At 71.3% G+C, this 24,776-nt stretch carries 21 protein-coding genes; 10 read left to right on the top strand and 11 right to left on the bottom strand.

Annotated elements, in window-relative coordinates; translation table 11 throughout:
- Window positions 1-85: 85 nt before the first annotated feature.
- Window positions 86-1,510, bottom strand: a complete 1,425-nt coding sequence (locus VZQ01_RS25680) for a TolC family protein (RefSeq protein ID WP_426744931.1) — start codon at window positions 1,508-1,510, stop codon at window positions 86-88.
- Between the two features lie 317 nt (window positions 1,511-1,827).
- Between VZQ01_RS25680 and VZQ01_RS25685 the strand changes: the two genes are divergently transcribed.
- Complete coding sequence (locus VZQ01_RS25685; protein WP_223747024.1) at window positions 1,828-2,319, top strand: MarR family winged helix-turn-helix transcriptional regulator; 492 nt, start codon at window positions 1,828-1,830, stop codon at window positions 2,317-2,319.
- Between the two features lie 19 nt (window positions 2,320-2,338).
- Here the strand turns inward: VZQ01_RS25685 and VZQ01_RS25690 are convergent, their stop codons facing one another.
- From VZQ01_RS25690 to VZQ01_RS25705, 4 genes are all read right to left on the bottom strand, one after another.
- Window positions 2,339-3,136 (bottom strand): energy transducer TonB, encoded by a 798-nt coding sequence (locus tag VZQ01_RS25690; protein ID WP_426744932.1) that lies wholly within the window; start codon window positions 3,134-3,136, stop codon window positions 2,339-2,341.
- 16 nt (window positions 3,137-3,152) lie between these two features.
- Window positions 3,153-3,587, bottom strand: coding sequence for an ExbD/TolR family protein (locus VZQ01_RS25695; RefSeq protein WP_141333310.1), 435 nt, complete (start codon window positions 3,585-3,587; stop codon window positions 3,153-3,155).
- Window positions 3,588-3,590: 3 nt separating this feature from the next.
- Window positions 3,591-4,304, bottom strand: coding sequence for a MotA/TolQ/ExbB proton channel family protein (locus tag VZQ01_RS25700; protein WP_046716312.1), 714 nt, complete (start codon window positions 4,302-4,304; stop codon window positions 3,591-3,593).
- 173 nt (window positions 4,305-4,477) lie between these two features.
- Window positions 4,478-5,755 (bottom strand): PQQ-dependent sugar dehydrogenase, encoded by a 1,278-nt coding sequence (locus VZQ01_RS25705; RefSeq protein ID WP_426744933.1) that lies wholly within the window; start codon window positions 5,753-5,755, stop codon window positions 4,478-4,480.
- Window positions 5,756-5,989: 234 nt separating this feature from the next.
- On the opposite strand from VZQ01_RS25705, the gene VZQ01_RS25710 reads away from it, so the two are divergent.
- Window positions 5,990-6,412: a hypothetical protein gene (locus tag VZQ01_RS25710; RefSeq protein ID WP_426744934.1), complete on the top strand. Its 423-nt coding sequence runs from the start codon at window positions 5,990-5,992 to the stop codon at window positions 6,410-6,412.
- 10 nt (window positions 6,413-6,422) lie between these two features.
- Here VZQ01_RS25710 and VZQ01_RS25715 read toward each other — a convergent pair whose 3' ends face one another.
- From VZQ01_RS25715 to VZQ01_RS25740, 6 genes are all read right to left on the bottom strand, one after another.
- Window positions 6,423-7,352, bottom strand: a complete 930-nt coding sequence (locus VZQ01_RS25715) for a hypothetical protein (RefSeq protein ID WP_426744935.1) — start codon at window positions 7,350-7,352, stop codon at window positions 6,423-6,425.
- Between the two features lie 134 nt (window positions 7,353-7,486).
- Window positions 7,487-7,777 carry a hypothetical protein gene (locus VZQ01_RS25720; RefSeq protein WP_046716308.1) on the bottom strand — a complete coding sequence of 97 codons (291 nt, stop codon included), beginning with the start codon at window positions 7,775-7,777 and terminating at the stop codon, window positions 7,487-7,489.
- Between the two features lie 112 nt (window positions 7,778-7,889).
- A complete protein-coding gene (locus tag VZQ01_RS25725; RefSeq protein ID WP_426744936.1) occupies window positions 7,890-8,885 on the bottom strand; it encodes an aldo/keto reductase family protein in 996 nt (331 codons plus the stop codon).
- A gap of 12 nt (window positions 8,886-8,897) precedes the next feature.
- Window positions 8,898-9,380 carry a DoxX family protein gene (locus VZQ01_RS25730; RefSeq protein WP_141331101.1) on the bottom strand — a complete coding sequence of 161 codons (483 nt, stop codon included), beginning with the start codon at window positions 9,378-9,380 and terminating at the stop codon, window positions 8,898-8,900.
- A 50-nt stretch (window positions 9,381-9,430) separates the two neighbouring features.
- A complete protein-coding gene (locus tag VZQ01_RS25735) occupies window positions 9,431-10,207 on the bottom strand; it encodes a helix-turn-helix domain-containing protein (RefSeq protein WP_408889073.1) in 777 nt (258 codons plus the stop codon).
- Window positions 10,208-10,269: 62 nt separating this feature from the next.
- Window positions 10,270-12,237: an alpha-amylase family glycosyl hydrolase gene (locus VZQ01_RS25740; RefSeq protein WP_426744937.1), complete on the bottom strand. Its 1,968-nt coding sequence runs from the start codon at window positions 12,235-12,237 to the stop codon at window positions 10,270-10,272.
- A gap of 240 nt (window positions 12,238-12,477) precedes the next feature.
- Here VZQ01_RS25740 and VZQ01_RS25745 point away from each other — a divergent pair, with 240 nt between their 5' ends.
- The 8 genes from VZQ01_RS25745 to VZQ01_RS25780 are packed head-to-tail and all read left to right on the top strand — an operon-like array spanning window position 12,478 to window position 24,754.
- Window positions 12,478-14,133: a hypothetical protein gene (locus VZQ01_RS25745; RefSeq protein WP_426744938.1), complete on the top strand. Its 1,656-nt coding sequence runs from the start codon at window positions 12,478-12,480 to the stop codon at window positions 14,131-14,133.
- A 20-nt stretch (window positions 14,134-14,153) separates the two neighbouring features.
- On the top strand, window positions 14,154-15,152 hold the full coding sequence (locus tag VZQ01_RS25750) for an AAA family ATPase (RefSeq protein WP_223747035.1): 999 nt from the start codon (window positions 14,154-14,156) through the stop codon (window positions 15,150-15,152).
- On the top strand, window positions 15,145-16,911 hold the full coding sequence (locus VZQ01_RS25755) for a hypothetical protein (protein ID WP_426744939.1): 1,767 nt from the start codon (window positions 15,145-15,147) through the stop codon (window positions 16,909-16,911). Before VZQ01_RS25750 ends, VZQ01_RS25755 begins: the two co-directional genes overlap by 8 nt.
- Complete coding sequence (locus VZQ01_RS25760; protein ID WP_223747037.1) at window positions 16,908-17,882, top strand: ABC transporter ATP-binding protein; 975 nt, start codon at window positions 16,908-16,910, stop codon at window positions 17,880-17,882. Before VZQ01_RS25755 ends, VZQ01_RS25760 begins: the two co-directional genes overlap by 4 nt.
- Window positions 17,879-19,402 (top strand): ABC transporter permease, encoded by a 1,524-nt coding sequence (locus VZQ01_RS25765; RefSeq protein WP_223782626.1) that lies wholly within the window; start codon window positions 17,879-17,881, stop codon window positions 19,400-19,402. The genes VZQ01_RS25760 and VZQ01_RS25765 overlap by 4 nt, the downstream gene beginning before the upstream one ends.
- Before the next feature lie 14 nt (window positions 19,403-19,416).
- Complete coding sequence (locus VZQ01_RS25770) at window positions 19,417-20,265, top strand: DUF58 domain-containing protein (protein ID WP_267699378.1); 849 nt, start codon at window positions 19,417-19,419, stop codon at window positions 20,263-20,265.
- Window positions 20,262-21,992, top strand: coding sequence for a vWA domain-containing protein (locus VZQ01_RS25775; protein WP_426744940.1), 1,731 nt, complete (start codon window positions 20,262-20,264; stop codon window positions 21,990-21,992). Before VZQ01_RS25770 ends, VZQ01_RS25775 begins: the two co-directional genes overlap by 4 nt.
- Window positions 21,989-24,754 (top strand): VWA domain-containing protein, encoded by a 2,766-nt coding sequence (locus tag VZQ01_RS25780; RefSeq protein ID WP_426744941.1) that lies wholly within the window; start codon window positions 21,989-21,991, stop codon window positions 24,752-24,754. Before VZQ01_RS25775 ends, VZQ01_RS25780 begins: the two co-directional genes overlap by 4 nt.
- Window positions 24,755-24,776: the final 22 nt, after the last annotated feature.

Here is a 24,776-nt window from a genome sequence, read left to right on the forward strand (position 1 = left end):
ACAAGAGCCCCGCCCACCCGCCCCGGGAAGCGGTCGCCCCGGTGCCTGGCGTCGAGCGTCCAGGCCACCGGATGGCGCTTGAAGCCTACTGCTGCTCGGGTGCCGGCTGCTCCGTCTGCACCGGCGCGTCCTGCGGCGCGGTCTGCTGCTGCAGCTGGGTGGCGTCGCCGGGCAGCGGCTGCACCACGGGCGGCGCGGCGCTCTCGTCCTTCAGGTCCGAGTCGAGGCTGCGCGCCTCGAACGCACCCACCGAGCGCAACAGCTTCAGCGCCGCGACGGAGGCCTGGAGCCGCTCGGCCACCAGGCCAATCTCCGCCTGCGTCAGCGCCGTGTTCGCGTCCGCGACCTCCAGGTACGTGGCGACGCCCGCCTTGAAGGAGACGTCCGTCAGCCGCTGGCCCTCACGCGCCAGCTCCACCGTCTGCTCCGCCTTGAGGCGGTTGGCCAGCGCGCTCTCCAGGTCCAGCTGCGCCGTCTTCACTTCCTGCCGCGCCGTCAGCTCCGCCTTGCGCTGCGTGGCCAGCGACTCGGCGATGCGGGCGGAAGCCTCGGAGAGGTTCGCCTCGCGAAGCCCGCCATCCCACAGCGTCCAGTTGGCGCCGAAGGTGATGAGCCACACGTCCGAGCGGCCCTGGAAGCCCGCCGCGTTCGCCACGCGGAACTGACCGGTGACGCCCAGCGTGGGCAGGTAGCTGAACCACACGCCGCGCTTGTTGATGCGCGCCAGCTCCGTCGTCTCACGGGCCGCGGCCACGTCCGCGCGCTGCTCCAGCGACTTCTGCACCAGCACCTCCGCCTCCGTCTTCACCGGCACCTGCGGCTCGGGAGGAGGCGCCACCTCGAAGTCCGGGCTGTCCAACGCCAGGAGCGTCGCCAGCACCAGCTTCGCGGACGCCAGCGCGTTCCTCGCGCGGATGAGGTCCTGCTCGGCGCGCGACAGGTCCTGCTCGGCGCGCAAGAGCGCCACGCGCGTCACCGTGCCGGCGTCGAAGCGGATCTTCGTGTCCTTGGCGCGGGCGCCGTTGAGCTCCACCAGCCGCTCCTGCACCGTCACCGCCTGGGCCTGCGCCGCGGCGCCGTAGTACGCCTGCGCCACGCCGAAGAGGATTTCGCGCCGGGCCTGCTCCACGTTGAGCTCCGCGACGCGCTCGCTCTTGTACGCGGCCTGGATGCCCGCCCACAGCTGCGGGGCGATGATGGCCTGACGCACCTCCGCCTGGAACTGGCGCTGCACCAGGGGCTGGATGACCACCGGCTCGGGGCCCAGCGGGCCGGGGGGGATGATGGCCGCGTTGGAGTTGCGGATGATGGCCGCGCCCACGGTGACGGTGGGCAGGTAGCCCGCCCACGCCTTGCGCGACGCCGTGTCCGCCTGCCGCAGCCGGGCCTGGGCCGCCTTCAGGTCCAGGTTCTCCTTGCGCGCCTGATTGAGCGCGTCCTCCAGTGTCAGCACGGGGGGCGGTGCCGCGGCCAGGGTGGCCGCCAGGGTCAACGCCAGAAGTGAGCTCATAACCGCCTCTGCCTCCTCGTGGAGCCCCGCGCCGGCGCGGTGTGCCCCATTTGCGTCCTCGAAGGACTTGCTACGGGTTGTGTCTTGGGTGCGCGCGCCCGGGCGTCTTGCCCGGGTGCGTCATGCTCTGTGGGAATTCAGCGCGAAGTGCCGAACCGGCTCTTATGAAGTTCGTCCGCCGCCGCATCGCTTCTTCCGCCGTCCTGTTCCGGGTCCGGCCCCACATAGGCCATGTCGTTCTATTTTGGAAGCTCCGGAATGTAGTAACCCTCAATAGTTGATGAAGTCAATTGTTTAGGTGGGCGGGGTGAATTACCATGAGGGGCATGAGCGGAAGCAGCGAGAGTCTGGAGCGACGCGGCAGGTCACCGGACGCCGGGCAGCAGGCCCCTGAGGAGGCGGGGCTGCCCAGGCAGGCGTGGACGCTGCTGTTCGAGCTGATGCACGCGCACATGCGCAACTTCCCCGCGCTGGCGGCGGAGTTCGAGCTGTCCCCGGTGCAGGCGCACGTGGTGCGTCAGCTGGGCGAGGGCCCGCTGGCGATGAGCACGCTGGCCAACTACCTGTCCTGTGACGCGTCGAACGTGACGGGCCTGGTGGACCGCATGGAGGCGCGGGGCCTCGTCGAGCGGCGCAGCAGCGAGCAGGACCGGCGCGTGAAGATGCTGGTGCTGACGGAGGCGGGCGTGGCCCTGCGCGAGCGGCTGCTCGAGCGGCTGGCGGAGCCGCCCGAGCCCATCGCCGCGCTGTCGGACGAGGACCTGCGCGCGCTGCGAGACATCATGCGCCGGGCGCTGCGCTCGCAGTGACGGCGCGCCCCCGGCGCCTTCAGTCCAGCAGGAACGTGTACGAGTACTTCATCTCCGTGGAGACCGCCTCACCGCCCTTGATGGCGGGCTTGAAGCGGAAGCGCTTGATGGCGTCGCGGGCCGCCTCGTTGAGGCCGTAGCCCGGGCCGGAGAGCACCTTGGCGGAGACGACGCGGCCCTCGTTGTCGATGGTGATGGACAGCGTCACCGTGCCCTCGATGCCGGCGCGGCGCGCCTCCTCCGGGTAGGGGACCTTCACCTCGGAGGCCACGGTGGGCTCGGAGTCCACCTGGTAGATGGGCGTGTACTTGGGCGCCGAGTACCCCTTCACGTCCTTGGGGTCCTTCGCGGTGCTGTCCACCTTGCCGTAGGACGTGTTGCCCACGGGCGCGGCGAACGAGCCGGCGCTGGTGGTGGACGACATCGTCATGCCCACCACGAGCGGCGGCGGCTTGGCCTGGGGCGTGGGCGGCGGCGACTCGTTGGGCGGCGGCGGGGCCTGCTCGGGCGGAGGCGGCTGGGGCTTGGTCTCCGCGACCTTGATGGGCGGCGGCTTGACCGGCTTGGGCTTGGGCGGAGGCGGCTTGGGCTCCTCCTTCTTCTCCTCGGGAGGCGGCGGCGGAGGGGGCTTTTGCACCTCCACCATGACCAGCTCCACGGGGCGCTGCACCACCGGCCGGGGCCGGTCCGCCATGTGGCTCAGGTACCAGAAGCCCACGCCGTGCAGCACCAGCGACACGAGCAGGAAGGCGCCCACGAACACGAGCGAGCGCTCGCGGCGGGGAAAGGAGTTGTCTTGGAGGACCGCCTGGCTCATGTGCTGGGTCGTGCCGTCAGGGAGTGGCGGGCGCGGCCGCGGGGGCCACGTCCTTCTCGATGTTGAGGGCGAACTTCGCGATGCCCTGGCCCTTCACCGTGTCGATGAGGCGCATCACCTGACCGTAGGCGATGGTCTGGTCGGCGCTGATGATGGCGCGCGTGTCCTTGTCCTTGGCCACCGCCTCCGCGACCTTGGTGGTCAGCTCCGGCTCCGTCACCTGCGCGCCGTCGAAGTAGAGCTTGCCCTCCTTGTCAAGCACCACGTTGACCAGGCCCTGCACCGTCTCGCCGCCGTTGGCCGCGCGGGGCAGGTCCACCTCCACCGTCTCGCGGACGATGAAGTTCGCCGTCACCATGAAGATGATGAGCAGCACCAGCACCACGTCCACCAGCGGCGTGACGTTGATGCCCGTGATTTCCTCTTCGTTGTCCTGCGCGCCGCCCGCCATGACCTAGCGGACCTCCGCGGCGCGGGCGGCCGTGTCCGGCGTGCGACCCGAGGCGCGCATGCTGCCGACGAGCGCGTGGCCCAGGGCGTTGGTGCGGCTGGTGACCGTCTTCAACTGACGGTTGAAGATGTTGAAGGCGACGACGGCGGGAATCGCGACGGCCAGGCCCACCGCCGTGGCGACGAGCGCCTCGGAGATGCCGGCCATGACGGTCTGCTGGATGGCCGCGCCCTTCACGTTGCTGGCGCCCAAATCATTGAACGCCTTGATGATGCCGAGCACGGTGCCGAACAGACCGATGAACGGCGCGTTGTTGCCCAGCGTGCCCAGGAAGGACAGGAAGCGCTCGTACTGGGGACGCTCGCGCGCGACGGTGGAGGCGATGACCTGCTCCACGGTGTCGGCGCCCTGCGCGCTGGCGGCGAGCGCCTCGCGGATGACGGCGGCCTCCATGCCCGTCTTGCCCTCGATGGCCTTGCGCCCCGCATCGAAGTCGCCCTTCGCGAGCCGCACCGCGAGCGCCTCCGAGTCCGGCAGCCGGTGGCGGGCGAAGTACACCGCGCGCTCCAGCATGATGGCGATGGAGAGCACCGAGAGGACGACGAGAATCCAGAGGACCCACTCGGCGGACGTGAGCGTGACGCCGAGCAGCTTGCTGCTGAGCCAGCCGAGCTCGGAATGCCCTGACTGGGCCAGGAGGATGGGGGGGAGCGTCATGCGCCCATCTGTTTCTCCGTCCGCCCTGAAAGTCAAATGGATCAGCCGGTTTGTCCGCTTCCCGGGCCCTCGGGCCACGACTGGAAACACATTTGTTGCCCGGCCGTCCGCCCCTTTTCAGGCCCGTCTCCCCACGCGGACTCGGAGTGCTGGTCCGCGTGGGTCCGGCACCTTCATTGGGGTGTCATCTTGAGCAGGCGGCCGTTCGGGTCGTCGGTGAGCAGGTACAGCGCGCCCTCGGGGCCCTGGACCACCTCGCGCACCCGCGCGTTGTTGGCGGGCTTGAGCCGCTCCTCGCCCACCACCCGGTCATCCTGGAGGACGAGCCGGATGAGCGCGTGCCCCGACAGCGCCCCGATGAAGATGTTGCCCTGCCACTCCGGGAACAGGTTCCCCGAGTAGATGGTCATCCCGGATGGAGATACCACCGGGTTCCAGAAGTAAACGGGTTGCTCCATGCCCGGGCCCTGGCCGGACTGGTGGATGGGGGCTCCGGAGTACTCGGTGCCGTAGCCGATGGTGGGCCAGCCGTAGTCCTTGCCGCGCTCCACCAGGTTGAGCTCGTCGCCGCCCAACGGGCCCATCTCCGCCTCCCAGAGCCGGCCGCGTGAGTCGAGCGCGGCGGCCAGGATGTTGCGGTGGCCCAGGGAGAAGATCTCCGAGCGGGCGCCGACCTGGTTGTAGAAGGGGTTGTTCGAGGGGACGGTGCCGTCGGGGAAGATGCGGACGATCTTGCCGAAGTGGCTGTTGAGCTGTCGGGCCTGGACGCGGCCAGGGAGGATGGAGCGCTCGCCCAGCGTGACGAACAGGGTGCCGTCCGGGTGGAACACGATGCGCCCGCCCGCGTGCAGCGTCGAGTCCAGCGTGGGCTTCATTCGGAAGATGATTTGCAGGGCCTCGATGCGCGGCTGGGGGCCGTCCACCAGCTTGCCTCGCGCGACGGCCAGGCCGTTGCCCGCGGTGGGCCGGCCGTTGCCCGCCTCGCGCGGCTCGTAATAGCTCCAGTAGATGTAGCGGCTCTGGGCGTAGTCGGGGCCCACCTCCACGTCCATCAGCCCGCCCTGGCCCCGGCCGTCCACGGGCGGCAGGCCCGCCACGGGCGCGGACTTCGCGCCCTGCTGGGTGACGATGTAGAGCTTCCCGGTGGGCTTCTCCGTCACCAGCATCCGCCCGTCCGGGAGGAAGGCGATGGCCCAGGGATAGTTGAAGCCACTTGCAATGGTGGTGACTTTGTAACGCGTCTGCGAAACGACGACGGGGCCGTTGGTCTGGCCGGGGAAGGCGGGAGGGAAGGGGGACGCGAGGGTGGCGGTGCCCTGGGGGCTGGGAGGCGGCTCGGCGGGCGTCGCCGCCTGTGGGGGAGGGGGCGCGGCGCTCTGGGCGTGGGCGGTTCCCGTGAGGGACAGGAAGAGGGCGCAGGCGAGGCTCGACAAAGACAGACACAAGCGCATGGGGCTCCTCGGCGGGTGGTGGGTGGTCGAAGGGCAGCTAACCATCGCGTGCGCGGGCCGAGGCCCGAGGCTCGGGGGGCTGTGGCCGGTTGGACAGGTGAAGGGTTCGGCGTCTGTCCTTGCAAGGACTCGCACGTCCCCGGAGGGCAGGAGGAGCGTCGCGGCGACGACAGACTTCCCCGACGGCGGGGACTTGAGGGACAGTCGGGAGCCTTCCTCCTGGAGGACTCCCGCATGTCGAACAAGCCGCCCGATGACGATTCCTGGCGCTCCGTCCCGCCGCCGCCCCGGCCGCCGCACATGCCTCCGGAGTCCGATGTGTCGACGCGCGACCCGCGGATTCCCGAGGGCAGCGCGGACTACTCCGCGGCGCTGGCGGACTCCGCGGCGTACAAGCGCGGGGACATCACCTTCGAGGAACTCCAGCGTCGCGTGCTCGCTCGGGCGCTCCCTCCGCATCCCCTGGGGGACGGGTATCTCATGATGACGCCCCCGCCTCCGCCCCCGGGCATTCGCTCGAGCTTCAATCCCCTGCGGATGCCGGGCGACTGGCGCGGGACGTGGGGGGAAGTCGCGATGACGCTCTTCGCGGGTGACATCACCCATGCGGAGTACGAGCGACTCCACGCGGCGGCGCATCCAGACTGCCGGCGCTGAGCGCCTGGCGTCACTCGGGATAGGACGACTTCGCGCTGGGCTTCGGCGCGTCGCGCTGGCGCCGGTACTCCTCCCAGTTCCGGCGGGACACGGCCTCGCTCTCGAGCTCCTGGCGCAGCTTGCCCGGGTACTCGGCGGCGATGATGGGGGCGAAGGTCTCCAGGGCCTCCTTGAGCGCGGGGAAGGGCACCGCGTCCTTGTCGACGAGGATCTCCCAGGGCTCCGACGTCGAACCCCGCTGCATGGTGAAGCCGACGCCCTGCTCCAGCCAGGTCTGGGGCACCTCGATGCGCAGGATGCCGTGGGTGTTGCTGTCGCAGTCCTGCATGGAGACGGCTTTGGGGTACCTGTTGCGGCCCTTGGCGTCCCACCGCTTGTATTCGATGCTGCAGGCCTCGAGCGGTCGGAGCTGCTCCTGGACGGAGGCGAGCTCGGCCAGGTCTCCCACGTCCGAGGTCCGCAGGAAGCCCTCCTTCTGCAGGCCGATGGCCACCGCGGCCAGTCCCCCGCCGGCCGCGAGGATGAAGCACAGCATGACGAGCACCCACCAACTGGATGGCTGCTTGCGGGGGCCGGGGAGCGCGGGGAGGGGCGCGGGCTCGTGGACGTCGATGTTCTCGAGGGCGGCGCGTCCGAACAGCGGCGCCGCGTGGTAGCCGCAGAAGAAGGCGGCGAGCCAGGAGAGGGCGCGCACCCAGTTGGCGGTGGGCGTGATGGGCAGGAAGGTCAGACCCTGGAGCCACACGAGCGTCTTCGCCGCGAGCATGCCCGTGGTGAGCACCATGGCCGTGGCGAACAGGGTGACGTTCACGAGAGTCATGAAGGTCGACGAGCGCGAGCGGGCGAGGGGCAGGACGGCGGGGAGCAGGCGCAGCAGCTTCGGGTACACCCACCGGCCCACGAAGAACCCCGCGAGCAGCGGAATCCAGAGCAGCAGCATGCCAGATGGCCTGGGCCTTGAAGAGTGGATCCATGCAGTGAAGATGCTCCGAGTGGCTCGCCCCTTGAAAGCCCCTTCGCGCAGCCGAAAGGCAAAAGAAACCCAGGGGCGAAAAGCGCCCCCGGGTCGAGGGCCTACTTGCAGATCTCCTTGGTCAGCTTGTCGCGCTGGGCCTGCTCGGAGGTGGCGCGCTTGACGGCGTCCTCCATGGCGTCGTCGGCCTTCTCCAGCGCGTCGAGCGCGCGGCTGTGGGCGCGGCCCTTCTTGGCGGCGACGAGCACCTCGCGCATGTCCTTGCGGGCCTGCTTCAGGGTGGTGAGCTGACCCTCGCGCTCGACGTACTCCTTCTTCGCCGCCTTGCACTCGGGCGTCTGCGCGGACGCGCTCGACGCGAACAGGATTGCGGAGATTACGAACCAACGCACACGCCACCTCCAGGAGAAGGACCTGGGCGCGAGTATAGGGCGGCGCGACGACGGGGTGCAGCGGCGCGAGCACGCCGGGCTCACGTGGAGACCCGGCGCGTCGCGTGGGGCTTCAAATCTTGCGGTCCGGCACGTCGGTGAGGGCGGGGTTGCGCTCGATGACGGGGCCGAGCACGTCGTCGATGCGGCGCATCAGCTCGGGCTCCAGCTTCACGCCGGCGGCCTTCACGGTGTCGTGGACCTGCTCGGGGCGGGAGGCGCCGATGATGGCGGAGGAGACGCCCTTGTTCTGGAGCACCCAGGCGACGGCGAGCTGGGCCATGGTGAGGCCGGCCTCTTGCGCGAGCGGCTTGAGGTTCTGCACGCGGGTGAGCACGTCCTCCTTGAGGAAGCGCGCGATGAAGCGCGAGCCGGTGGGGTCGGTGGCGCGGCTGCCCGCGGGCGGCGGCTTGCCGGGGAGGTACTTGCCGGTGAGCACGCCCATGGCCATGGGGGACCAGACAATCTGACCGAGGCCCTCGTCGAGGGACGCGGGGATGACGTCTGCCTCGATGACACGCCAGAGCATGGAGTACTGGGGCTGGCTGGAGACGAAGGGAATCTTCAGCTCGCGGGCGAGCTTCGCGCCCTGGCGGATCTGCTCGCCGGTCCACTCGGAGACGCCGATGTAGAGGGCCTTGCCCTGACGGACGATGTCGGCGAAGGCGAGCATCGTCTCCTCGAGCGGCGTGGCGCTGTCGAAGCGGTGGGCCTGATAGAGGTCCACGTAGTCCGTCTGGAGGCGGGTGAGCGAGCCGTGGATGGACTCCATGATGTGCTTGCGCGACAGGCCCCAGTCGTTCTTCCCGGGGCCGGTGGGCCAGTAGACCTTGGTGAACAGCTCGTAGCTGGCGCGGCGCTGGCCCTTGAGGGCTCGGCCGAGGACGGACTCGGCGCGGGTGCTCGCGTAGACGTCGGCGGTGTCGAACGTGGTGATGCCCACGTCCTGCGCGGCCTTCACGCACGCGAGCGCGGCCTCTTCTTCCACCTGGGAGCCGTGCGTGAGCCAGTTGCCGAAGGAGATTTCACTGACGGCCAGACCGCTGCGACCAAGATGACGGAAGTTCATGGGGCGGCGAGCCTAACCAGCCATGGCGCGCCTCGCACGGCTTTGGGAGGGCAACAGTCCACCGGCCCACGCCACCCAGGCGATGTAGACGAGTTGGAAGGGGAGGCGCAGCCAGAAGTACCAGTCCGGGAAGGGCAGCACGTGTGAGGCGGAGTTGGCCGAGGCCTCGTGGAGGTTCGCGGGGAGGATGGCGACGAGCAGTGCGATGAGGCCGAGTGCCGCGAGCTTTCGGGTGCGCGGGAGGAGGAGGCCCACGCCGCCTGCGACTTCGAGCACGCCGGACAGGAGCGTCCAGAAGCGGGGTGAGGGGAGCTGCGGCGGAATCATCGCGTCGTAGCGCGCGGGCATGAGGAAGTGCATGACGCCGGCGCCGATGAAGAAGAGGCCCGCGGCCATGGCGGCGCGGCTCGCGGGGGTGGAGAGCGCGGGCAGCCTGCGCAGCGGGGGCAGGTGGAAGAGGGCGAAGAACGAGAGCAGCACGAGGGCGAAGGACACGGCGAGGCTCCTGGCTCGGAAGGTCGGGAGGGGGCCCGGCCTGACGCTGCTCAAGATGCGTCGGGGGCCCTGGCCTGGGCTTGAACGAACTGGCTGCGACGTTGGAGGAAGGAGGGCGTGGTGCCGAACATGCGCCGGAAGGTGCGCGTCAGGTGGGCGGAGTCGGAGAAGCCGGCGGCGTGCGCGGCCTCTCCGGCGGTGCGTCCGGAGGCGATGGCGCCGGCGGCGCGCTGGAGTCTGAGCCAGAGGAGATAGGGGCGCAGGGGCACGCCGGTGGACTCGGTGAAGGCGTGCATCAGGCGGCCGGAGGACAGGCCGGCGACCTCGGCGAGCGCTTCGAGGGAGGTGTCCTCGGGAGCGGGGTCGGCGCGCAGGTGGCGCAGGAGCTTGCGCACGCGAGGGTGCATGCGCGGGGCGGCGGTGGTGCTGGGGCCGGCGAGGGCTTCCAGCGTGGACTCCATCCACGGGCCGATGTCCGCGTGGGGAATGGGCCCCGCGCGCGGCAGACTGGCGAGCAGGGCGTCGCGCGCGGCCTCGTCGAAGAGTCGGACGGATTCGGTGAGGGACGCGCGGAGGCGCAGACCGTCATGGCTCTCGGGCTCGACGAAGAGGAGGACGACCTCCGTGCCTCGGGCATCGAGCGCGTGTGGGACATCGGGCCCCACGAGGACTCCGGCCGCGCGCGTGTCCTTCCTGGCCGAGTCCACTCGGATGGAGAGCGTGCCCGTGCGGCACAGCATGAGGTGCATCGCGTGGTGGGCGTGCTTCGACGACATGTCCCCGGGGCCCCACATGGCGAGCGCGGCCGGCCACACCACCAGGGGCATGTCCGGCCACGGAGCGCGAGGCGCGAGGTCAGGAGGTCGGGCGAGCAGCATCCGCCCGCAGGCTACCAGCGGTCCCTGGAGAGAATCACCGCGCTGTACGCGCCCAGGGACACGGCTCCGCGCGCGGGCATTCCATCCCGCTCTCCCCATGTGCTCCAGAAGTCGTGCACGTGCGTGCCACCGAAGTCCGGGGAGTAGCCCTGCCAGTCGCTGTTGAACCGCACCCGCCACAGTCCATCCGAGGGCAGGCCCAGCTCGTACCCGCTGAACGTCCGGTGCCCCAGGTTCACGATGACCACCACGTCGTCACCCGCTCCCCCGTGCTGCCACCGGTGGAACGCGAGCACCTTGTCGTCGTGGTTCAGGTGGAAGACGTTGACGCCCTCGCCCCGCAGCCCCGCGCTCGTGTCGTGCCAGTTGCGCCGCAGGCGGATGAGGTCCCGATGCGCCTGGAGGATTCCCCCGAACCAGTCCGACTTGTTCCAGTCCAGCGGGTCCCCATCATCGAAGTGCCCGTCCTCCAGGAACTCCTGCCCCATGAACAACATCGGAATCCCCGGCGCCGTCAGCGTCAGCGCCGCGCCCAGCAACGCCTTCTTCTTCGCCAGCACGTCCCCGGGGTTGTACGGCGACACCTCCGTGGGCAACCGGCTGCGGCCGTTCGCCACCTCGTCGTGGCTCTCCGTGAAGATGACCCGCTGCATCGACTGACCGTTGTAACGGAAGTACAGCGCGTCCCGGACCGCGCTCAAGTCCCGCCACTCGTCGAACGGCGCCGTGAGCGCGGCGCGCACCGGGTGCACGAAGGCCGCGTCCCACTGCGCGTCGAACCCCGCTCCCTGCGGATGCGTCACCGCCGGGTCCGCCGCCATGTCCTCCGCGATGAGCAGCTTCCACGGGAACTCGCGCTTCACCGCCTCAGTAATCGAGCGCAACAACTCCCAGCCCGCCGGATTGTCCACGCCGCTCGTGGTGCGAATCTCCTTCGTCGCGTCCACGCGCAAGCCATCCATGTGGTACTCGCGCAGCCACATCAGCGCGTTGTCACGCAGGTAGTCGCGCACCTCGTGACGCCCGTAGTCCGGACGCGTGTCCCCCCACGGCGTGCTCGCGCGCCAGTCCGCGTAGAAGTACACGCCCCCTCGGCCGAACGTCTCTCCATCGAAGTCCCAGTGCGGCAAGTCACTGGGCCCCAGGTGGTTGTAGACCACGTCCATGATGACGCCGATGCCGCGCCGGTGCGCCTCGTCCACGAAGCGCTTCAGGTCGTTCGGCGCGCCATACGTGCTCTCCGGCGCGAACGGGAACGTCGGGTTGTAGCCCCACGAGAAGTCCCCCGCGAACTCCGCCGAGGGCATCAGCTCCACCAGGTTCACGCCCAAATCCCTCAGGTAGTCGAGCTTGTCGATGGCGCTCAACCAGTGCCCCGGCCCCCAGCCCGGTGAGTCGTGGAACGTGCCGATGTGCAGCTCGTAGATGACCGCCTCGTGCCGCGCGGGCATCTGGAAGTGCCCGTCGTACCGCCACACGAAGTCACGGTGGTCCAGGATGACGCTGTTGCCCGTGGAGTTCGTGACGTCCGCGGCCCTCGGGTCGTTGCGCCAGCGCCAGTCGCCGTAACGGCCCTGCACGATGTACTGGTACTGCTGTCCGTTGTACGCCCCCTGGATGTCCCGGGAGAAGTTGCCCGAGGGCTCGCGCGCCAGCTCCACCGCGTGCCAGTGGCTGAAGTCCCCCACCACCTGCACGCGCTGCGCATGCGGCGCCCACACGCGGAACGTCGCGCCGCCGTCGTACGGAATCACGCCCATGCCCGGACGCCAGGACGGCTCCGGCTGTGCCTCCATCGGAACGAACGCCGTGAGCTCGCCCGGGACCTGGAGCTGCTCCGCCGGTCCGAACAACTCGGGCGCCGAGCGCGAGCGCGCGGTGCGCCGTGACACCTCGTTGCCTCGGGCCCTGCACGCCGTCTCGCTGAAGTCCTTGCGCGGCTGGCGCACCTCGTTCGATTTCGCCTCTCGCGTCGACATGGATTCCCCCCGGAAAGCGGATGCTTCGCGATGCGCCGCATTCCGACAGCGCGCCGCATCCAGGGCAAAGCCCACCTTGCCGCCCCCCGTTCAGTTCAGGGCAGTGCCCGGGTGTTTTCCCGTCCTTCGAGAGCAGGCGACCGTTCAGGTCGACACGAACGCCGCCCACCTGCCCTCGCCGACGCTCGACACCGAGCGGCTTGTCCGGGCACCCCGAGTGTCCGACACTGGTCCTTCCTCATGGCCGCCAGCGAAGAACGCCGCCTCCAGGCTCTGGTGCTTGCTCCGGTGCGCCGCGTCCAGCGACGCCTCAATGCCCTCGCGTGGGCGGAGGCCGGCCTCGCTCCCCTCTGGGCCACCAGCACCGCCTGCGTGCTGGCCCGGCTCCTGTTGCGCCAGCAGTGCGTCTGGGCCCTGCCGCCGCTCGTGCTCGCGGGCCTCGCATGGTGGTGGCGACGTGCCCGCGCGCGCCATGTCTCGCTCGAGCATGCGGCCGTGCTCGCGGACCGCTCGGCCAACGCGGGCGGGTTGCTGCTCACCCGGCTGGAGCGCCCCGTGGGGGAGTGGGAGCTCTCCGTCAATCAGCTCGCCCGCGAGGTGAAGCCTCCGCAGCTGAAGTGGCAGCGCCCCGTGGCGGCGCTCGCCGGCGCGCTGGTGTTCGCCCTCATCGGCTTCCTGATGCCGTTGCCCGCACCGCGCGCGTCCCGGGGTGTCCATGCCGCCGCCGCGGCGAAGGTGGACGCGGTGAAGGCACAGGCCGAGGCCCTGGCCCGCGAGGAGCCCCTGGGCGAGGCCGTGGAGGACGAGCTGCGTCGCCTGTCCGAGGAAGTGGCTTCGGGTCGCTTCGACTCGGGTGACTGGGAGGCCGCCGACTCGATGGAGCGTCGACTCGCCGAGCGCGCCGCCGAGGCCGCCGCCGAGCTGGCCCAGGCCTCCGAGGCCGCGCGTGAGCTGGAGGATGCGCTCGGCGCCGCGGGGGGCGCGGAGTCCGCGTCCCGTGAGCGCGAGGCCCTCGAGCGCGCGCTCATGGCGCTCCAGTCCGCGGGCGCGGAGGGCTCGGCGCAAGAGGGCTCCGAGAACGGGCAGCAGGGCTCGGAGCAGGGCGCGTCGAACTCGGGGCAACAGGGCGGTGAGCAGGGCCAGGCGAACGCGGGACAACAGGGCGGCGAGCAGGGCGCACCGAACTCCGGGCAACAGGGCGGCGAGCAGGGCCAGGCGAACGCGGGACAGCAAGGCGGCAATCCGAGCGAAGGTCAGCAGGGCGCTTCGCGACAGGAGCAGGCGCGCGCCCAGTCCTCCGGTTCGGTGGACCAGATCTCGGAACTGCGCCAGTCGCTGGAGCGTCGAAGGCAGTCGCTCGCCCAGCGCTTCGAGCCGCGTGAGGGGCAGGGCGCGCAGGCCCGCAGTCAACGCTCGCGTCCTCGACAAGGCTCGAGCGGGCGGCAGGAAGGCAGTCGCCAGCAAGCGGGCCAGGGACAAGGTGGCGAGGGGCAAGAAGGCGGTGAAGGGCAGGAAGGCGGCGAGGGGCAGGAGGGTGGCGAAGGCCAGGGCGGCGGGCGCGGCAACAGCCAGGGCCACGCGAGTCGCGCGGTGCGCCAGGGCGCGGGCTCGGGGGCTCCCTCGGAAGGGGGCGGCTCGAATCCGCTCGTCTTCGGGGGCGCGGCGGAGATGGACCCGGACCGGCTCGCGTTCGAGCCGCTTCCGGAGGGACACGGCGGCGAGGCCGGTGAGCTGTGGGGGCTCGAGGCGGCGGACCCTCGGCGAGGCACGGGGGCCCGGGGCGCGGCGCGCGGTCAGGGGACCAGCGCTCAGGGCGACGCGGCGGCGGGGACCGGCGGACAGCCGCTGTTGCCGCGCAACCGCGACCTCGTGAAGCGGTACTTTGGTGGAGAGTAGTCCGGAAGGGGAGAACACACGTGGCAGCGGAACTTCTCAGTCCCGCCGAGGCGCAGGGGGCGGCGGAGGTGGCGAACCAGCTCAAGGCCCGGCTCGACACCGTCATGCTGGACCAGCAGACCGTCGTCGAGCAGGTCGTCATGGCGGTGCTCGCGCGCGGACACGTGCTGCTCGAGGGCCTGCCCGGCCTGGGCAAGACGGAGCTGTGCAAGTCGCTGGCGAAGCTGCTCGCGCTGCCCTTCCGCCGCATCCAGTTCACCCCGGACCTCCTGCCCGGCGACATCACCGGCACCTACGTGCTGGAGGGCGAGGGCCGCCGCGACTTCGTCTTCCGCGAGGGTCCGCTGTTCGCCAGCCTCGTGCTCGCGGATGAAATCAACCGCTCCAGCCCGAAGACGCAGGCCGCGCTGCTGGAGGCCATGCAGGAGCGCCGCGTGACGGTGCTCGGCCAGACGCGCGCGCTGCCGGACCCGTTCTTCGTGCTCGCCACGCAGAACCCCATCGAGCTGGAGGGCACCTATCCCCTGCCCGAGGCCCAGCTCGACCGCTTCCTCTTCCGCATCCAGGTGCCCCCCGTGGGCGCCAAGACGCTGCGCGCGCTGCTCACCACGCGCGTGCGCGGCGCGCCGCCGGAGCTGTCCCCCGTGCTCGACGCGGACGGGCTCGCGCGCCTGTTTGCCGCCGTGGACCGCGTCCACCTGCCCGGCCCGGTGGCGGACTTCATCGGGCGGCTGGTGGAGGCGAGCGACCCGCGCCAGGCCTCCGCGCCCGAGGCCGTCCGCCGCTTCGTGCGTTATGGCGCGAGCCCCCGCGCCGCGCTCGCGCTCGCGGCGGCCGGACGCGCGCGGGCCTTGATGCACGGCCGGCCCAACGTCGGCTTCGACGACGTGGTGGCCGCCGCCCCCGCCGCGCTCAACCACCGGCTGGTGCTCGCGTACGAGGCCTCGCTGGAGAAGGTGTCCGCGTCGGACGTGGTGGGCGCGCTGCTGCAGGCCGTGCCCGAGGTGCCGCGTGACTAGCGTCGTGGTGCTGTCGGTGTGGCTGCTCCTGGGGACCCCGCCGCCGGTCGTCGAGGCGGCCGCTCCCGTGGACGTCGCCACCGCCGCCACGGCCGTGAAGGCGCCTACCGGCTACCGCGATGCGAGCGGCTCGGTGGACTCGCTCGCCCAGGACTACCTGCGCGTCACGGTGCGCCGGGGCTCGCTCAAGCCCCAGCGCGGCTACTGGGCGGCGGAGGTGACCCTCCACAACGGCGACGCCCAGCCGCACCCGGTGCACCTGTCCTTCCGACCCTCCTACGGCGACGTCACGCACGCCGTCGAGCGCACCGTGGAGCTGGCGCCTCGCCAGCGGCTCGTCACCTGGTTGATGGCGCCCGTGGCCTGGCACTCCGGCGCGCTGACCGTCGAGGTCCCCGGCCTGCCGCCCATCACCGAGCACCTGTTCCCCGACAACGACCGCTTCGAGCACGTGCTGGTGGTGGGCAACAGCGAGTCCTTCGAGGCCGTCACGGGCCTGACCAAGACGCCGGAGCAGGAGGACCCGCTGTTCTCCGTGCGCTTCATCGACGCGCAAGAGGCGCCGCGCGAGCTGGCGGCCTACGCGGGCTTCGAGATGGTGGTCCTCACCGAGACGGCGACGAAGGTCCCCGCGGATGTGTGGGCCGTGCTGGAGTCCTATGCGCTGTCGGGAGGCCGGCTCGTCGTCGCCAACCCTCCGAGGGACTTGCGCGAGCGGCTGCAACTGCTCCAGTCCGTCCCGCTCCAGGACGGGCCCTACGCCTTCGGCGGCGTGTGGACCTGCGACAACTCCGCGGCCACGTGTCGGCACAAGATTCAGTCGGAGCTGTCGACCCTCACGGACGACAACCGGGGCAAGACGCGCCCGCAGGGGCTGCGCTCACGGTGGGCCTCGAAGGTGTCGTTCGGTGACGACGAGGCGCCGCTGCTGGGCACCGCCCGCGCGCCGGTGGGGCCGTTCCTGCTCCTGATGACGGCGTTCGCGCTGCTGGTGGGGCCCGGGGCCTGGTGGCTGACGAAGCGCCGGGGCCCGGTGGCGGTGCTCATCGCGGTGCCCGCCGTGTCGCTGGTGACGTGTCTGGTGCTCATCGCCTGGTCCGTGCTGGTGGATGGCTTCGCGGTGCACACGGCGCGCTACAGCCTGACGTACCTGGATGGCGCCCGGGCCCGCGCGGTGACGGTGGGGTTGTCGGGCTGGTACGCGAACCTGTCACCCGAGCCGCTGCGCCTGCCCTCGTCGAGCGTGCTCATCGCTCCGCACGACACGGAGGACCTGATGGCCGACCTGGACTGGACGGGCGGGCTCACCGTGGGAGATGGCTTCCTGCCACCGCGCACCTATCGCGAGTGGGGAGAGCTCGCGGTGGTCCCCTCGCGCGCCCGACTGGTGCTGGTGGAGACGGGCGGAGAACCCAAGGTCCAGAACGCGCTGGGCGTCGTCGTGGAGGAAGGCATCCTGCGCTGGAACGGTCAGGTGCGCCGGCTGCCCCGGCTGGCGGATGGCGAGGAGGGCGCGCTGGGGGCCGCGGAGCCGGACCTGGGGCCCTCGCAGGCCAACGCGGCGGACACCCTGGTGGAGGTGGGCATGCCCTCCTCGGCCCAGTACCGCCTGCAGGCCGCGCTGCCGCTCTTCCGCAGGGAGCTGAAGGACAAGGAGTTCGTCGTGCGCACGAGTGGCCCGGGCCCGTTGCCCACCAGCGCCTTGAGCGCGGAGGTGGAGGCGAGCGTGCATCTGATTCGGGGCGAGGTGAGGCCATGAGCGCGTTGCTGGAGGTGAAGGGCCTCAGGCGCGACTACGGCGCCCTGCGGGCGGTGGACGACGTGTCCTTCCAACTGGAGGCGGGCAGCATCCTGGGGTTCATCGGTCCGAACGGCGCGGGCAAGAGCACCACGCTGCGCATCCTCGCGACGCTGGACGCGCCCACGTCCGGCGAGGTGCTGCTCGGGGGCCACTCGCTGGTGGACACGCCGGACAAGGTGCGGCCGCTCATCGGCTACATGCCGGACCGGTACGGCACCTATGACGACGTCACCGTCTTCGAGTTCCTGGACTTCTTCGCGCGCGCCTATGGGCTGACGGGCGCGAAGCGGCGCCAGCGCGTGGAGTCGGTGATGGGCTTCACGGGCCTGGGGCCGCTCGCGGACAAGCTCACCACCGCGCTGTCCAAGGGAATGCGGCAGCGCGTGGCGTTGGGGCGCACGCTGTTGCACGACCCCCAGCTGCTCTTGTTGGACGAGCCGGCGGATGGCCTGGACCCCCGGGCGCGCATCGAGCTGCGCGAGCTGCTGCGGGCGCTGGCGGACCAGGGCAAGGCGGTCATCATCTCCAGCCACATCCTCACGGAGCTGGCTGAAATCTGCGACACGTGCGCCATCATCGAGCAGGGGCGCCTGCTGGCCACGGGCAAGGTGGAGGACCTGCTCCAGCAGGACACGAACCTCGCCTCGGTGGAGCTGACGGTGCGCCTGGCGACGGGGCCGGAGTCGGAAGGTGCGTGGGCGCGCGCGGAGCGGCTCCTGCTGGAGCAGCCCCGGGTGTCGCGGGTGTCGAAGGAGGGTGAGTCCCTGCGGGTGGGTCTGGAGCTGGAGCCCGGCACGGGCGCGGACGTGGCGTCGGCGGCGCTCCTGGCGGTGCTGGTGACGGCGGGCCTGCCGGTGTGCGCGTTCGGCATGCGTGAGCGCAACCTCGAGGATGCCTTCATGACGGTGACGAAGGGGAGGCTCGCGTGAGCGCGCCCATGGAGACGACCTCGGGGGCGCCCGTGGCGGAGCCGACCGGTGGCGCGGTGTCCGCGAGCGGCGGCGGCTTCCAGGCGCGGTGGGGGGACCGGCTCAACCCGCTGGTGGTGAAGGAGGTCCGTCAGGGCTTCCGCACGCGCATCTTCTGGGCGTGCTTCGGGTTGATGCTGCTGTCGTGCGTGGTGCTGGCGCTGGTGGCCTTCGTGCAGACGCGGGACGCGGCGTTCTCCCAGTTCGGGCAGACGTACTTCTTCGCGTTCTTCGTGTGCCTGGCGGTGGTGCACTTCTTCGTGATTCCGTACAGCGCGTACCGCTCGCTGGCGCGGGAGCGCGAGGACGACACGTGGGTGCTGCTGGTGCTCACGGGGCTGGGGCCTCGGAGGATTCTACGGGGCAAGGTGCTGTCGTTCCTGGTGCAGGCGGCGCTGTATGCCTCGGCGGTGGGGCCCTTCCTGCTCTTCAGCTACTACCTCAACGGCATCGCGCTGCCGACCATCCTGGTGGTGTTGGGGTTGAGCGCGGCGTGGCTCGTGTTCCTCACGGTGGTGGCGGTGTGCGCGGCGACGCTGGCGGACAGCCGGATGGGGCGGGGCCTGGTGCACTTCGTGGTGCTGGGCGCGTTGGGCCTCGCGTTCGCGATGGCGCTCGGCATCGCTAGCGCGCTGACGGACGCGGCGGACCGGCTGCTGCACACGGACGGGGTGTTGCTCGCGATGAGCATCTGTCTGGGGTTGATGCTCCTGGACGGGTGGCTGTTGTTCGAGGTGGCCGCGTCGCGGCTGTCCTTGTCCACGGAGGACTACACGCGCGGCCCGCGTCGGGCGGTGGCGGCGCAGATGGGGGTGGCCCTGCTCGCGGGCCTGGTGCTCTGGTGGGTGGATGACAAGAAGCACGTGGTGACGGAGGTGTTCGCCACGCTGGGGACGGTGCACCTGACGCTGGTGAGCCTGTTCATGGCCTCGGACGTGGATGGACAGGCGCGCGCGCTGCGAGCGGACACGGGCCCCTGGTCGCTGATGCGGCCGGGGGCGCTGCGGGGCTTCCGGCTGGCGGTGTTGCTGTTGGTGGGCTGGAACGTCGCGTGGTTCCTGGCGGCGCTCTTCTCCGAGCACACCTCGTCGCGCAGCGAGCCGTTCCGCATGGTGATGGCGGTGATGCCGGCGTACTCGGTCCTCTACCTGTCGCTGGCGTTGCTGTTGGGGCGGATGTCGAAGTCGGACCGGTTCTCCTCGCCCGCGGCGGTGCGGCTGCTCTTCGTGGCGACGGTGGGTATGGCCGCGGGCCTGCCGCCGCTCTTCGCGGAGGTGGTGGGGCTGGAGGCGGGCGATTCGTTGATCAACCTCCTGAACCCGGTGGTGGGGGTGGCCAACTTCTCGTCGCATGACTACTCCACGGGGCTGCCCGAGATGTCCTGGGCCATGGTGGGCTTCCTGGGAGGGCTGGCGCTGCTGTGCGCGTTCCTGGCCGACCGGGTGCTGACCGAGCGTGAGAAGCGGGCCCATCGGCTGTGAGCGGGCCCGCTCCCATGGACGAAGCGGCGGTGGGGCGGCTGGCCCCGGGGCTCGCGCTGGCGCTGCCGCGAGGGCCGCACCGGGGCCGGGTGGGCGAGGTGCGCGCGTCGTCGATGGGCAGCTCGTTGGAGCTGCATGACTTCCGGGCGTATCAGCCGGGAGATGACCTGCGGCAGCTCGACTGGAACGCGGTGGCGCGGACCGATGAGCTCATCCTCCGGGTGCGGCAGGACGAGGTGTCGCCCCGGGTGGAGGTGGTGGTGGATGGCTCTCGCTCCATGGCGCTGTCGCCGCGCAAGGCCGCGTGCGCGAAGGAGCTGGCGCTGCTGGTGTGCGAGGTGGCGGCGCGGCAGGGGTTGAGCCCGACGCTGCTGACCACGGCGGTCCGCGCGGAGCGGATGCAGGGGGCGGGGTGTCGGGCGGTGCTGCGGGCGCTCGAGTTCGACGCGCGGGATGACCTGGCGACGGCGCTGGGGCGACTGCCTCCGCCCCGGCCCTGTGGGCTGCGCGTGGTGGTGAGTGACTTCCTGTTCGAGGCGGACCTGCCCGCGCTGGTGTCCCGGCTGTCGCGTGGGGCGGCGGGGTGCTTCCTGGTGCAGGTGTTGGATGAGGAGGACCTGTCGCCGTCGGGCGGCGAGGGCGCGAGGTTGGTGGATTCGGAGAGCGGCGCGGCGTTGGAGGAGCTGCTGACGGAGGACGTGCTGGCGGCGTATGCGCGGCGCTTCGAGGAGCATCAGAGATTGCTGCGGGGCGCGGCGCTGCGTGCGCGTGGGCTGTTGGTGACGGCGCCTGCCACGGAGTCGCTGGCCGCGCTGGTGGCGGGGCCGCTGCATCCGCTCTTCGTGGCGGGAGGTGGCGCGTGAGCTTCGGCTTCCCGTGGGGCTTGCTGGCCCTGGGCGCGCTGGTGCCGTTGGTGGCGGCGTACTTCCTGCGGCGGCGGCAGAAGCCGGTGGTGGTGAGCGCGCTGTTCCTGTGGCGTACGCCGAGCCCTCGCGCCGAGGCGGGGCCTCGCTGGGAGCGCTTCACGCGGGAGGTGTCGCTGCTGCTGGAGGTGCTCGCGGTCATCGCCGCGGCGCTGTATCTGGCGGACGTGCGACTGGGTGAGTCGGCTCGGAGCCGACACCTGGTGCTCGTGGTGGATGGGAGCCTGTCCATGTCCGCGCGGGGGCCGGACAACGTGACGGTGCTGGAGTTGGTGCGCCGCGAGGCCGCGCGTCGGGTGGAGACCGCGAAGGCCACGCGGGTGACAGTGCTGGCGACGGGCATGACGCCCCGAGTGCTCGCGGGGCCGGAGGCGGAGCCTTCGCGGGCGTTGGCCGCGCTGGAGTCCTTCAATGCGCTGGGCGCGGACCATGACCCCATCCCCACGTTGTTGTGGGCACAGGAACTCGCGGGACCGGGGAAGCACGTGGACTTCTTCACCGATGCGCCGCCGGCCGAGGGGCTCGTGGTGCCCGCGCCGGTGCGGTGGACGGCGCTGGGCACGGCGCGCGACAACGTGGCGCTCGTCTCCGCGCAGCGGAAGGACGAAGGCGGTGCGTCGACGGTGACGTTGCGGGTGGCGCGCTTCGGTGTGAGTCCGGACTCGGTGTCGGTGCGGATGACCGCGCAGCCTGGGGCGGGCGCGAAGCAGGGGACGTCGCGCGCGGAGACGGTGTCGTTCAAGGATGGGGAGACGGCCACGGTGCGCGTCACGTTCCAGGACGCGGGCGAGGTGAGTGTCTTCATCGCTCCGGATGCACTGCCGGAGGACAACCGGGCGACGCTGCCCGTGTCGTCGGCGCGGCCGCTCGCGGTGCGTTTGGCGCAGGGGCTGGGGCCGCTGGAGCGGGGCGCGCTGGAGCGCTTCGTCTCGGCCATCCCGGACCTGTCGCGCGAGGCCGCGGCGGAGGACGTGTTGCTCATCGGTCCGCAAGGCACGGATGCAAGGGTGACGGTGGGAGCCACGGGCAAGCCCCGGACCTTCGTGGGGCCGTTCTTCTCCGAGAAGGGACATCCGCTGCTCGACGACGTGCAGCTCGCGGGCGTGCGTTGGTCCGCGGGGGAGAATCCGCCCGGACGTCCGCTCATCACCGCGGGGGAAGCGGTGCTGGTGTCGGAGGGAGAGGACGGACGTGTGCACCTCAACATCGACCTGGCTCGCTCCAATGTGCAGCGTGTGTCCGCGTGGCCGGTGTTGCTGGGCAACGTGGTGCGCGAGGCGCGTCGCTCGCGGGAGGGCTTCGCGCGAAGGCAGCTCTCGCTGGGCGAGCCGCTCCAGGTGGTGACGCTGCCCGGCGAGCGCTACACGCTGGTGGGGCCGGAGGGGGAGAAGCCCGTGTTCGGCGCGGGCGCGGTGAGCCTGCCTCCGCCTTCCTCGCCTGGACGCTACGAACTGGAGCGCGACGGTGAAGTCGTCGACGCCGCGGTGGTGCTGACGATGGATGCGCGCGAGTCGGACCTGCGCGGACGCGGCAGCGTGGACATCCCCCCGCGTGAGTCCGGCGAGGATGCAGAGGGAGCAGGGGCCTCCGAGCGGATGCGCTGGCCGCTGGTGCTGCTCCTGCTCGCGCTGATGGGCGACTTCTACGTCACGAGGCGGGTGTCATGACCTTCGCGCTCCCGCAGGCGTGGATGCTGCTCATCCCGCTCGGCCTCTTCCTGTGGAAGTACGGCCGCAGGCCCGGTCCGCCGATGTGGCTGCGCGCCACGTTGGTCGTGCTGGTGGTCGGCGCGCTGTCCGGCCCGAGCTGCCGCCGCGAGGACGCGGGCAGTGACGTGGTCGTCATCGTGGACCGCTCGGCCTCCATGCCTCGCGACGTGGACCGCACGGCCCAGGAGCTCATCTCGCACCTGGAATCCCAGCGGCGCCCCGGCGACCGCGTGGGCGTCATCACCTTCGGCCGCGAGGCCCGGGTGGAACAGCCCCTGTCTTCGGTCGGCGCTTTCGGTGGCTTCAGCCGACCGTTGGACGCCGAGGCGTCGGACCTGTCCGGCGCGCTCGACGCCGCCAATGTCCTCATCCCGCAAGAGCGCACCGGCCGCGTGCTCGTCCTCTCCGACGGCCGCGCCACCGGCACGGATGCACGAGGCGCGGCGCGCAGGCTCGCGGCCCGAGGCATCGCCGTGGACTGGCGACAGCTCGCCCGGCCCGAGCCCGCGCTGGACGTCGCCGTCGTCTCGCTCGACGTGCCCACCGTCGTGGCCGCGCGCGAGCCCTTCCAGTTCTCCGCCCAGGTGTACGCCTCGGCGGCCGTCACCGGCACCGTGCGCCTGGAGCGCAACGGCCGCGTGCTCGTGAAAGGTCCCTTCGACTTCCTGCCCGGCCCCAACGTGCTGCCGCTCAGGGACCTCATCGAGGAGCCCGGCCTCGCGCGCTACCAGCTCACCGTGGAGGTCCCCGGCGACGGCGTGGTGGAGAACGACAAGGGCCTCGCGGTGCTGCGCGTCGAGGGCCCGGGCCGCGTGCTGCTGCTCACCCACCAACCCAAGGGCACGCTCGCGCAGGCGCTCCAGGCCACGGGCCTGCTCGTCGATGTCCGCGCCCCCTTCCGCCTGTCCCTCGATGACCTGGACGGCGTGGGCAGCGTGGTGCTCGAGAACGTGGACGCGAACCTGCTCGGCGAACCGGGCCTCAACGCGCTCGCGTCCTACGTGGAGCAGGCCGGCGGCGGGCTCGTGATGACCGGCGGACGCGAGAGCTTCGGCGAGGGCGGCTACCGTCGCTCGCCCATCGAGCCCCTTCTCCCCGTGTCGCTGGAGATGCGCGAGGAGGTCCGCCGTGCCTCCATCGCCATCAGCATCCTGATGGACTGCTCGTGCTCCATGGGCGCCACCGTGCCCGACGGGCGCACCAAGATGGAGGTCGCCGCCGAGGGCGTCGTCGCCGCGCTCTCGCTGCTCAACCCCCAGGACGAGGCCTCCGTGCACATGATCGACACGGAGACCCACGAAATCTTCCCGCTGCGCTCGGTCCAGGCGGGCCTGCCCTTCGACAAGGTCGCCCAGGGCTTCAGCGGAGGCGGCGGCATCTACGTGGGCGAGGCGCTGCGCTCCGGCCGCAAGCAAATCCTCCAGAGCGACAAGGCCACGCGCCACGTGCTGCTCTTCTCCGACGCCGCGGACTCCGAGGAGCCCGACGACTTCCGGCGCACGCTCGAGGAACTCCAATCCAAGTCGGTGACGGTGTCGGTCATCGGCCTGGGCACGCCGAAGGACTCCGACGCGAAGCTCCTCATGGAAGTGGCCCAGCGCGGCGGCGGACGCATCTACTTCGCCGAGGACGCGATGAGCCTGCCGCGCATCTTCAGCCAGGAGACGCTCGCGGTCGCCCGGGCCACCTTCATCGACGAGCCCGTGTCGATGGAGGCCGCGCCCGACCTGCCGCTCCTGGGCCGGCTCCCCTCCGAGGGCCTGCCCCAGGTGGGCGGCTACAACCTCACGTACCTGCGCCCTCAAGCCAACGTGGCGCTGCGCACGCTCGACACCCACGCGGCCCCGGTCCTCGCGATGTGGCCCCGAGGCGCGGGCCGCACCGTGGCCTTCACCGCCGAGGTCGACGGCCCGTTCACCGGAGAGCTGCGCCAGTGGGCCTCGCTGCGCGCGACGCTGGAGGCGATGGTGCGCTGGACGCTGGCGGGCTCGTCTCCGCTGGGCGAGGCGGTGGTGCGCTCCGAGCGCCGCGGACACCTCCTGCGGGTGACGCTGGACCTGCCTCCCGAGGCGCCGCTGCCCGGCACGCTGCCCTCGATGATGTTGCTCGCGGGCGATGGCAGGTCGGAGCCGGTGGAGCTGCCCATGCGCTGGGAGGACGACGACCGGCTGGTGGCGGAGCTCCCACTGGAAGGCAGCGGCACATGGCACCCGGTGGTCCGCGTGGGCACGCGCGCCTTGAGGGCACCGCCCGTCGCGCTGCCGTACGCTCCGGAGTTCGAGCCAGGAAGTCCGAAGGAGGGTCTGGCGCTGCTGCGCGCCCTCGCCGCCGTGGGAGGCGGCGTGGAGCGACTGTCCATGACGGGCCTCTTCGCCGAGGCCCCCGAGTCCGAGGGCCAGCTCGCGCTGGCGCCGTGGTTGGTGTCGCTCGCGATGCTGGTGTTGCTCACCGAGGTCGCCGTGAGGCGCTTCCTCTCCGCGCCCCGGCAGCGCGTGGCCTCCGCGACTTCACGGGGCACCGCCACGCCGAGAGGGGCCGCTCCCGGCGTGACGATGCCCACACCCGACAGCACACGGGGCGCCTTGGAGTCGCCCACGTCCACCTCGAGCACCCCGGAGCCGAAGACAGACACCTCCGGGGCGAAGCCAGCAGGGGAGGGCGGCGTGGACTCGGCGCTGGAGGCCGCGCGCGCCCGCTCCCGTCGTCGCCTGGACCGGTGAGCGGCGAGATGCACCGCCCAGC

Origin of the sequence: Myxococcus faecalis (genome assembly GCF_050039385.1) — a bacterium.
GTDB lineage: Bacteria > Myxococcota > Myxococcia > Myxococcales > Myxococcaceae > Myxococcus > Myxococcus fulvus.